Genomic DNA, 10,114 nt, shown 5'->3' on the forward strand with positions numbered 1-10,114 from the left:
TCTCCGGACACTTGCCCGGAACAGTTATTGAGTCATCTCGACTTCATCATCCCTTTGGTAAGTTTTAGCTACTGCGCTGAGTGTTCTGCACTTTGTGCGGTAGCTTTTTTAGGGTTATCCGAGCAATCGAACTTGATTAATCCAAGGCACTTGTCGTGGGCGCTACTTTTTCATGGCGCTGCCAACAGTGCCTGGCAAGAGGCCAAAACCCGCAGGCAACTCAGCTGCCTTCGTTGCAGTGGTCAGAGAACTTGCGGTAATCGAGGACGTGCTCCTGGCTCTGGGAATCGAGGTAGGTCATCCGGGCATTGATGACACTGCAGGCGGCACCATCACCCTCGGTGATGGACAACACTTTCTGAATATCCAGATGGCTACCGTAGGTGTAGGTCTCAGGCTGTACCTGAGATTCGGCACGGGCCGACAGCGTGCAGATATTGAGGGCGGCAAAAAGGCAGGCGGCGTAGATGGCTTTGCTGTTCATGGTGGATTCCTATCGGTTCAAGGGTGAGTTGTTCAGTGAGGCCGAGGTGATCTGCATCGCCTCGATGGAGCTCATTGAATGCCCTTGAGGTATCCCGAATGTGTCGCGAACCGACCCGGATATAAGCTCACGTGTCCCAGGGGCGCTGGGATACAGATCGATACAAATCGCTCACCCAGTGGCAGCCCTTGCCCCGCGACCGCCAGGCGTTTTTGCATACCCGTGTATCCGTAGTCCGTCAGATACACTGCAATACAAAGGCCCGATGCCAGCCGCCGCCGCTCTCGCTAGACTGTGCTCTAAACCAACATTGATGGAGCTCGGCCCCATGGATCATGTCGATCACATCCTGATCGTGGACGATGACCGCGAGATCAGAGAGCTGGTGGGCAACTACCTCAAGAAGAACGGCCTGCGCACCACCGTGGTCGCCGACGGCCGGCAGATGCGCACCTTCCTCGAAACCACGCCGGTGGACCTGATCGTGCTGGACATCATGATGCCCGGCGACGATGGCCTGCTGCTGTGCCGTGAACTGCGCGCCGGCAAGCACAAGGCCACGCCGGTGCTGATGCTGACCGCCCGCAGCGACGAAACCGACCGCATCATCGGCCTGGAAATGGGCGCCGACGATTACCTGGTCAAACCCTTTGCCGCGCGCGAGCTGCTGGCCCGGATCAACTCGGTGCTACGCCGTACGCGGATGCTGCCACCGAACCTGATCGTCACCGAAAGCGGTCGACTGCTGGGCTTCGGCCGCTGGAAGCTCGACACCAGTGCCCGCCACCTGCTGGATGAAAACGGCACCCTGGTAGCCCTCAGCGGCGCCGAATATCGCTTGTTGCGGGTGTTCCTCGACCATCCGCAGCGGGTCCTGAACCGCGACCAATTGCTCAACCTTACCCAGGGTCGCGACGCCGACCTGTTCGACCGCTCCATCGACCTGCTGGTGAGCCGCCTGCGCCAAAGATTGCTGGACGATGCCCGTGAGCCGGCCTATATCAAGACCGTGCGTAGCGAGGGTTATGTGTTCTCGCTGCCGGTGGAAATCCTCGGTGCAAGCCAATGACACGGTTTCTGCGCTGGCCGCGCACCCTGGGCTCGCGCTTGTCGCTGATCTTCCTCGCCGGCTTGATCCTCGCCCAGGCGCTGTCCTTCGGCGCGCAATCCTACGAGCGCTATCAAAGCGCCAAGAGCGCCATGCTCGGCAACCTGGAAACCGATGTCTCGACCTCCATCGCCATCCTTGAACGCCTGCCGGCGAACGAGCGGGAAAGCTGGTTGCCGCGCCTCGCCCGGCGCAACTACCACTACGTCCTGAACGAGGGCGCTCCCGGGACGCCCATGAGTCCGGATGAAGTACCGATCGCCGTCCCCACGCTTGAAGACGCCATCGGCCACGACTACTCGCTGAGCTTTACCGACATTCCCGGCCCGCGCAAACACTTCCAGGCCCACCTGAAACTGCGCGACGGCAGCCCGGTGACCCTCGACGTCACCCCGTCGATCATGCCCATGTCGCCCTGGTTGCCCTTTGTCCTGCTCGGCCAGTTGCTGCTGATGCTCGGCTGTGCCTGGCTGGCGGTGCGGATTGCCGTACGCCCGCTGACCCGCCTGGCCCACGCCGTGGAAAACCTCGACCCCAATACCCACGGCGTACACCTGGACGAAGCCGGCCCGACCGAAGTGGCCCACGCTGCTGCCGCATTCAACGCCATGCAGGCGCGCATCGCCGCCTATCTCAAGGAGCGCATGCAACTGCTGGCGGCGATTTCCCATGACCTGCAAACCCCCATCACGCGCATGAAGCTGCGGGCCGAGTTCATGGACGACTCCAGCGAGAAGGACAAGCTCTGGCAGGATCTGGGGGAAATCGAGCACCTGGTCCGCGAAGGCGTGGCCTATGCCCGCAGCGTGCATGGCGCCACCGAAGCCAATTGCCGCATCGACCTCGACGCGTTTCTCGACAGCCTGGTGTTCGACTACCAGGACACCGGGCAAGCCGTGGAGCTGCTCGGCAAGAACGGCGTGCTGATCGACACCCGTCCCCATGCCCTGCGACGCGTATTGGTCAACCTGGTGGATAACGCGCTGAAATTCGCCGGGCAGGCGCAGATCGTGATCACTACCCGGGAAAACCGGCGACTGTCGATCCTGGTTCTGGATCGCGGCCCGGGAATCGCCCCGGCGGAGCTGGAAGAAGTCCTCAAGCCCTTCTACCGTGTGGAAAGCTCACGCAACCGCAGCACCGGCGGCACCGGCCTGGGGCTGGCCATCGCCCAGCAACTGGCCGTTGCCATGGGCGCCACACTGACCCTGAGCAATCGTGACGGTGGCGGCCTGTGCGCCGAACTCGAGCTGGACGCCAACGCAAGCTGAGCACTGACGACATGCCCGCGGGTTTCGCGGCGCGTTAAAATCCTGCAAGCTGAACCCACCGGCACCGACCACCTGGGTGCCTGATTTAGCTATGCTAGGAAAACGCGTGCGCGCGAAGCCTTTCTGGTGCAGCCGGCGCCTTAGCAGCCCGGCGACATCGCCTTGATGGAATAAAGCATGACCCAACGATCGGTAATCAACGCCTCGGTTAGCCCCAAGGGCAGCCTCGAAACCCTTTCCCAACGTGAAGTGCAGCAACTGAGCGAAGCCGGCTCCGGCAGCATCTACACCTTGTTCCGCCAATGCGCCCTGGCCATCCTCAACACCGGCGCCCATGTCGACAACGCCAAGACCATCCTCGAAGCCTACAAGGACTTCGAAATCCGTATCCACCAGCAGGATCGCGGTGTCCGCCTGGAACTGCTGAACGCCCCGGCCGACGCCTTCGTGGATGGCGAAATGATCGCCAGCACCCGCGAAATGCTCTTCAGCGCCCTGCGCGACATCGTCTATACCGAGAATGAGCTGGAAAGCCAGCGCATCGACCTGGACAGCTCCCAGGGCATCACCGACTACGTCTTCCACCTGCTGCGCAACGCCCGCACCCTGCGTCCCGGCCTGGAACCGAAAATGGTGGTGTGTTGGGGCGGTCACTCCATCAGCACCGAGGAATACCAGTACACCAAGAAGGTCGGCCACGAACTGGGCCTGCGCAGCCTGGATATCTGCACCGGTTGCGGTCCCGGCGTGATGAAGGGGCCGATGAAAGGCGCGACCATTTCCCACGCCAAGCAACGCATCACCAGCGGCCGCTACCTGGGCCTGACCGAACCGGGGATCATCGCCGCCGAGGCGCCGAACCCGATCGTCAACGAACTGGTGATCATGCCCGACATCGAGAAACGCCTGGAGGCGTTCGTGCGCGTGGGCCACGGCATCATCATCTTCCCGGGCGGTGCCGGTACCGCCGAAGAGTTCCTCTACCTGCTCGGCATCCTGATGCACCCGGACAACCGCGAGCTGCCGTTCCCGGTGATCCTGACCGGCCCACGCAGCGCGCAGGCCTACCTGGAGCAACTGAACGCCTTCGTGATCGCGACCCTGGGTGAAGCGGCACAAAAACACTACGAAATCATCATCGACAACCCGGCCCAGGTAGCCCGGCAGATGGCCCATGGGTTGAAGGCGGTCAAACAGTTCCGCCGCGAACGCAACGACGCCTTCCACTTCAACTGGCTACTGAAGATCGACGGTGGCTTCCAGCACCCGTTCGATCCGACCCACGCCAATATGGCGAGCCTCAATCTCAGCCGCAGCCTGCCCGCCCACGAACTGGCGGCCAACCTGCGCCGGGCGTTTTCCGGGATCGTCGCCGGCAACGTCAAGGACAAGGGCATTCGCCTGATCGAGGAGCACGGCCCCTACGAGATCCACGGCGATGCCGCGGTGATGCGACCGCTGGACAAGCTGCTCAAGGCCTTCGTTGAGCAACACCGCATGAAACTCCCCGGTGGCGCGGCCTATGTGCCTTGCTATCGCGTGGTGAGCTGATCCCGCGACAACGATCTGTTTGTACCTGCCGAGCCGGTGCAAACAGATCGCCCTCCTGCGCCAACATATCGTTGCAGGACTGATTTCGTCAGTAGTCAGATGCACTCAAAGGCTATTACAGCGCCCTCGAAGCCAGCATCAAGGGCCCCTTGGACGGGTTTCAGCGCGTCGCAACCACGAACAACCTGGGAAACGGCAACAGCACCGTTCCATCGGCGAGCGCCGGGTAAGCCCCGCTGATCACCGTCAGGTAAGCCTGCAGGAACGCCGTTTGCTGCTCCTCATCCAGCGGTGCCAGGTACGGCCGCAGCGCCGAGCCCTTGAACCACTCCACCACAGCGGCATGACCACCGGCCAACGGATGGTGATAGGTGGTGCGCCAGACATCCACGTGACTGCAGTGCGGGCGCAGCAGTTCGTAATAGAAACTCGCCTCGTGCCGCGGCGGATGCCGGACCGTCGCGATCTTGTCCGCCCACGGCCCGTTGGCGGCCACTTCACGCGCCAACCGGTGCGATGGCTCCTGCATATTGTCCGGGGTCTGCACCGCCAGGCTGCCACCAGCCGCCAGCTTGCCCACCAGATGGGGGTAGAGCGTGGCGTGATCCGGCAGCCATTGCAGCGAGGCATTGGCCAGGATCACATCGAAGGCCTGGTCCGGGTTCCAGGTGGCGATATCGGCGAGTTCGAAATTCAACCCGGGCAAGCGCGTCCGGGCACTGACGAGCATGTCGTCGGAGCTGTCCATGCCAGTGACCCGCGCCTGGGGAAAACGCCGGGCCAGGACTTCGGTGGAGTTGCCCGGACCGCAACCCAGGTCGACAGCCACACGGACTGTACCGGTGGGGATAGCGGCCACCAAATCGCGGACCGGACGGGTGCGCTCTTCTTCAAACGTCGAATACTGCTTCGCTGACCAGGTCATCACGCTTCCTCTTGTGTGGGGGGAATGAGCACAAGCGTAGGTTTTGCGCGCCATGATGACAAATGCTAATAATGACAAGCTGCCATACTGAAAAGGTATTGAAATGCTCGAGCTGCGTCGTTTGCATGCGTTTGTGGTAATCGCCGAAGAAGGCCATATCACCCGGGCGGCGGAGCGCCTGCATATGCAGCAACCGCCCCTCACCCGCCTGCTGCAGAAGCTGGAGGCCGAGATGGGCGTGACTTTGATGGAGCGCCTGCCACGGGGTGTTCGTCCGACCACGGCGGGCCTGGCATTGCTGGAAGAAGCCCGTGCCGTGTTGGCGCGGGCCGAGGGTGTGACTGAAGTAGTGCGTCGCGCGGCGCGGGGTGAACAGGGGCGGCTGGGTATCGGCTTCACCAGTTCGGCGGCGCTGCACCCGTTTGTGCCGGGCGTGCTGCGGCACTTTCGCGAGGCGTTTTCCGGCGTCTCGGTCGTCCTGGAAGAAGCCGGTACCGGCGAGTTGATGGACGCGCTGGTCCACGAGCGCCTGGATGCCGCCTTCGTGCGCTCGCCCCTGAGCGGCACACCGACCTTGCAGGCCGAACCGATCCTGGTTGAACCGATGCTGCTGGCGCTGCCGATGGACCATCCCCTGGCACAGGACACCAGCGCCCCCCTGCCCTTGTCCGCGCTCGCCGGCGAAGCCTTTGTGCTGTACCGACGCCGGGTGGGGTTGGGGCTTTACGACGCCATTCTGGTGGCGTGCCGTGAAGCGGGATTCAGCCCGCAGGTGATTCAGGAAGCCCCGCGCATGGCCGCCACCCTGAGCCTGGTCGCCGCCGGCCTGGGAGTCTCCATCGTCCCGGCCTCGATGCAGCGCCTGCGCGGCGACGGCATCGCCTATCGCGGACTGTCACAGTGCCCGGGACTGATCGCCCCGCTGCACCTGGCAACCCGCGTGGGCGATGGCTCGTCGGTGTTGCGGCGATTTCGGGAACTGGTGATCGAAGCGGCGTCGACGGAAAGTCAATCCACCCAAACCTGAAACGGACTGCGCTTTCAGTTTTACGGCATTTGCCTGATACCAATCGGCAAATGCCGGACATAAAGAGGTGCATCCAACGTTGGCTGAAGTCATGCGAGAACCCGCCTACGGTGCCTATCGGTTACGGCTGGAACACCTCCTGCAGATTCTGACGGATGCTCAAGAAAGCCTAGGCCTCAGGCGACGCCCTTCAGGAGTCAGCGCGCAAATTGCTATTGGCCCGCTGCAGAAAGTCCACAAAACGCTCCACCTCCTCGGCACTGAAGCCGGTCAGCGCCTTGATATTGCCCTGCCAGAGAATCTCTTTCGCCTGGGGTATTCGGCTGAGCGCCAGCTCGGTCAACTCCACGATCTGAATCCGCTTGTGTTCCGGATCCGGTCGGCGGCGGATCAGTTGATCGCGCTCCAGACGGACCAGGGTCTGGGCCATCGACGGCTGCTCGACCTGCAGCAAGCGTGCGAGCTCGGCCTGGGTCCGCGCCTCCCCGCGGTGCAGCACCCCCAGCACCGACATGCTGGCCATGCCGATGCCCAAGGGCCGCAACCCCTCCTCGGCCTGCCGGATCAACGCCTGTGATACACGCTTGATCAGGAACGACGGCACTCGGTTCAAATCTAAATCACTCATCCAACGGCCTCTTGTCATAGGTACCTATGCTAATACATCATAGGTACCTATGACAAACCGCGCTTTGGAATGACACCATGGTATCGAACCCACGTATCGCCATCGTCGGCGCCGGCCTCGGCGGCTTGATGCTCGCCCGCATGCTGTATCTCAAGAATGTGCCTTTCCTGATCTTCGAACGTGATGAGTCCGTCTCGCAGCGGCCACAGGGCGGCATGCTCGACCTGCACGTGGAGACCGGCCAATACGCGCTGCGCCTGGGTGGGTTGTTCGAAACCTTTGAGCAATTGGCCCGCTACGAAGACCAGGGCCTGCGGCTGTTCGACCAGCACGGCACCCTGCTGCTGGAAAAGGCCGATGCGGCCAGCGGCGACCGCCCCGAGATCGATCGCGGCCAGCTCAGGGAGCTGCTACTGGAATCGATCCCGGACGACACCCTGCGCTGGAGCCACACCCTCAGGGAAGCCGAACGACAGGACGATGGTTATACCGAACTGCACTTCGATAACGGCCTGAAGCAGCGTTTTGAACTGGTGGTCGGCGCCGACGGCGCCTGGTCGAAGGTCCGTGCACTTGTCTCGGCCACACAGCCAGCCTTTAGTGGGCTCACGCTGCATGAACTGTCGATCCCCGATGCCGATGCCCGTTATCCCGAGGTCTCGCAACGGGTGGGGCGCGGCATGCTGATCGCCAAGGGCAAACGCCAGACAATCTTTGCCCAACGCAATGCCAACGCCCATATCCGCGTGTATGCGGCCTTGCACCGGCAGACGAACCCCCAGGCGACTAAAACCAAGGCCGACCTGCTCCACGAGTTCAAGGACTGGGACGCCTCATTGCTGCAACTGCTTCATGTAGCAGACGAGCCTGTGCGCCCCTGGCCGGTTCATGTGCTGCCGATCGGCCATCGCTGGGAGCGCCGCGACGGTGTCACCCTGCTGGGCGATGCCGCGCACCTGATGCCACCCGCTGGTGAAGGCGCCAACCTGGCATTGCGCGACGCAGTGGACCTGGCGGATGCGCTGCTGGACGACCAGGACTGGAAAGCCGCGGTTCGAGCCCATGAACGGGTGATGTTCGAACGCGCCGCCCTTGCCGCGGCCGAGGCCGACAGAATGATGATGGTCGACTCGGTCGACGAAAACCTGGAATTGATGAAACAACATCTGGGCGCCGAGGCCTGAGCCAGATTCGATCCGCATCGGCAATTGACAAAACCATCGCCAGCTTTTAAAAATGGACGCCTGATCCAGGGTGCAAACAAACATGTCCGCAACGCTCAACCTCATCGCTATCGCCGTTGGCTTGAATGCCAAGGCAGCGGTGTGCGTTGCGTTTGCCCCTAAATCGAAGAAACAGTCGCTCATGTGACCGGGGCGCGCTGTCCCGTCAGATGAGCTGACAGGACATTGAGCGCGACGACGGGTCACCCCTCCTCCTTGCCAACATCCTTCTATGCTTCTGACGGTGACGACACGGTCAACCATCAGGAGAAAGTGCATGTCATCGTTTCAAGGTATCTGGGTTCCCCTCGTCACGCCGTTCGTTAACCAGGCCATCGACTTCGTCGCCCTGCGGCGCCTCGTCACCCATCTGCTGGACAGTGGTGTCGACGGCATCGTGGTCTGTGGCACCACCGGGGAAGCCGCCGCACTGGGCAAGCACGAACAGCTGGCGGTGCTGGATGCCGTGCTGGAGCTGGTCCCGCCGCAACAGGTGGTGATGGGCCTGGCGGGCAACAACCTCAGCGAGTTGCTGCAGTTCCAGGGCGAGATACTCAAGCGGCCCCTGGCCGGGCTGCTGGTGCCCGCGCCCTACTACATCCGCCCGTCCCAGGCCGGCCTGGAAGCGTTTTTCAAGACTGTCGCCGATGCTTCCAGTGTACCGATCATTGTCTACGACATTCCCTACCGTACCGGGGTGAGCTTCGAGCAGGCGACCCTGCTCAGGATCGTCGCCCATGACAACATCGTCGCCATCAAGGACTGCGGCGGCAACCTGGGCAACACCCTGGCATTGCTGGCCAGCGGCCTGGTCGATGTGCTGTGCGGCGAGGACAACCAGATATTCAACGCGCTGTGTCTCGGCGCAACCGGTGCGATTGCCGCCTCGGCGCATATCCATCCCGAGTTGTTCGTCCAGTTGCACCGACAGATCCAGGAGCAGCAGCTCGCGGCGGCCAGGGCGACGTTCTTCCAGCTGACACCGCTGATCCAGGCCTTGTTCGTCGAGCCCAACCCCGGCCCGGTGAAAACCGCCCTCGCCCTCCAGGGATTGATTCGTGACGAGCTGCGCGCGCCCATGCAAACCAGCAGCGAGGCCACTGTCCGGCGCCTGAAAGACATCCTCGCGGCGCTCAAGCCCGACGCCCGGTAGAGTCCGGACCAGCGACCCGAGTAGGATATCCAGACTTACGTCATGAATCAGAAAAGGAAGTCGAGATGTTCTACCGGATAGCGGCCGACGGGCTGGTGTCGTTTCACCTGCTGTTCATCCTGTTCGTGTTGTTTGGCGGGCTGTTGGTGCTCAAATGGCGCCGGCTGATCTGGCTGCACCTGCCCGCCGCGACCTGGGGCGTGGCCGTTGAAGTCCTGCATCTGGAGTGCCCGTTGACCCGCTGGGAAAACCTCTTTCGCCAGGCCGCCGGCCAAGGCGGTTATGGCGAGGGTTTTATCGAGCACTACCTGATTCCGCTGATCTACCCCGCCGGGCTGACACCGACGATACAGCTTGGTTTCGGGGCCTTGGTGCTGGCGCTCAACCTCACGGTTTACCTGCGCCTGTTCAAAACCCGAGGCCTGAAAGCCGCCCTCTAGACAGCTCACCGAAGAGCTGCGACGAAACAGCGCTGTTGCCGTCTCTCGGATTGACCACCTGACAAAACCACCATATAGTGTGCCAACGACAAATAAAAACACTACATGATGTGCCAGCCTTCTCCTACGGCACCTCTCATCACCCTGGAGCGCCAGGGTTTTCCAATGCCTGCTTGTGCCGTGAATCCTGTTGAACGGGAGCCCTGAACACGTGTCTACCTGTCTGACGAAAAGGCAGTGAACCAGGCCTACAAACACCCCACACAAGGAATACCTGATGCTCAGCTGGGACGAATTCGACAAG

General features: G+C 62.1%; 10 protein-coding genes. 7 read left to right on the plus strand and 3 right to left on the minus strand.

The window, feature by feature from the left end; genetic code table 11:
• Nucleotides 1-220: 220 nt before the first annotated feature.
• Nucleotides 221-484, minus strand: coding sequence for a DUF2790 domain-containing protein (locus tag M5B96_RS19415; protein WP_248798331.1), 264 nt, complete (start codon nt 482-484; stop codon nt 221-223).
• A gap of 328 nt (nt 485-812) precedes the next feature.
• Here M5B96_RS19415 and M5B96_RS19420 point away from each other — a divergent pair, with 328 nt between their 5' ends.
• The 3 genes from M5B96_RS19420 to ppnN all read left to right on the plus strand — a co-directional run bounded on the left by M5B96_RS19420 (nt 813) and on the right by ppnN (nt 4,414).
• Nucleotides 813-1,553, plus strand: a complete 741-nt coding sequence (locus M5B96_RS19420) for a response regulator (RefSeq protein WP_248798332.1) — start codon at nt 813-815, stop codon at nt 1,551-1,553.
• Nucleotides 1,550-2,863 (plus strand): sensor histidine kinase, encoded by a 1,314-nt coding sequence (locus tag M5B96_RS19425; RefSeq protein WP_248798333.1) that lies wholly within the window; start codon nt 1,550-1,552, stop codon nt 2,861-2,863. Before M5B96_RS19420 ends, M5B96_RS19425 begins: the two co-directional genes overlap by 4 nt.
• 177 nt (nt 2,864-3,040) lie before the next feature.
• Nucleotides 3,041-4,414, plus strand: coding sequence for a nucleotide 5'-monophosphate nucleosidase PpnN (gene ppnN, locus M5B96_RS19430; protein ID WP_248798334.1), 1,374 nt, complete (start codon nt 3,041-3,043; stop codon nt 4,412-4,414).
• Nucleotides 4,415-4,574: 160 nt separating this feature from the next.
• On the opposite strand, the gene tam is transcribed toward ppnN, so the two are convergent.
• A complete protein-coding gene (gene tam, locus M5B96_RS19435) occupies nt 4,575-5,339 on the minus strand; it encodes a trans-aconitate 2-methyltransferase (RefSeq protein WP_248798335.1) in 765 nt (254 codons plus the stop codon).
• Between the two features lie 103 nt (nt 5,340-5,442).
• On the opposite strand from tam, the gene M5B96_RS19440 reads away from it, so the two are divergent.
• Nucleotides 5,443-6,366, plus strand: coding sequence for a LysR family transcriptional regulator (locus M5B96_RS19440; RefSeq protein WP_248798336.1), 924 nt, complete (start codon nt 5,443-5,445; stop codon nt 6,364-6,366).
• A 190-nt stretch (nt 6,367-6,556) separates the two neighbouring features.
• On the opposite strand, the gene M5B96_RS19445 is transcribed toward M5B96_RS19440, so the two are convergent.
• Nucleotides 6,557-6,994: a MarR family winged helix-turn-helix transcriptional regulator gene (locus M5B96_RS19445; protein ID WP_248798337.1), complete on the minus strand. Its 438-nt coding sequence runs from the start codon at nt 6,992-6,994 to the stop codon at nt 6,557-6,559.
• 77 nt (nt 6,995-7,071) lie between these two features.
• Between M5B96_RS19445 and M5B96_RS19450 the strand changes: the two genes are divergently transcribed.
• From M5B96_RS19450 to M5B96_RS19460, 3 genes are all read left to right on the plus strand, one after another.
• Nucleotides 7,072-8,178 (plus strand): FAD-dependent oxidoreductase, encoded by a 1,107-nt coding sequence (locus M5B96_RS19450; RefSeq protein WP_248798338.1) that lies wholly within the window; start codon nt 7,072-7,074, stop codon nt 8,176-8,178.
• 316 nt (nt 8,179-8,494) lie between these two features.
• Nucleotides 8,495-9,370: a 4-hydroxy-tetrahydrodipicolinate synthase gene (gene dapA, locus M5B96_RS19455; RefSeq protein WP_248798341.1), complete on the plus strand. Its 876-nt coding sequence runs from the start codon at nt 8,495-8,497 to the stop codon at nt 9,368-9,370.
• Nucleotides 9,371-9,435: 65 nt separating this feature from the next.
• Nucleotides 9,436-9,810, plus strand: a complete 375-nt coding sequence (locus M5B96_RS19460; RefSeq protein WP_248798343.1) for a DUF2784 domain-containing protein — start codon at nt 9,436-9,438, stop codon at nt 9,808-9,810.
• The last annotated feature ends 304 nt before the right edge of the window (nt 9,811-10,114 follow it).

The organism is Pseudomonas sp. MWU13-2105 (assembly GCF_023242315.1).
Taxonomy (GTDB): Bacteria; Pseudomonadota; Gammaproteobacteria; order Pseudomonadales; family Pseudomonadaceae; genus Aquipseudomonas.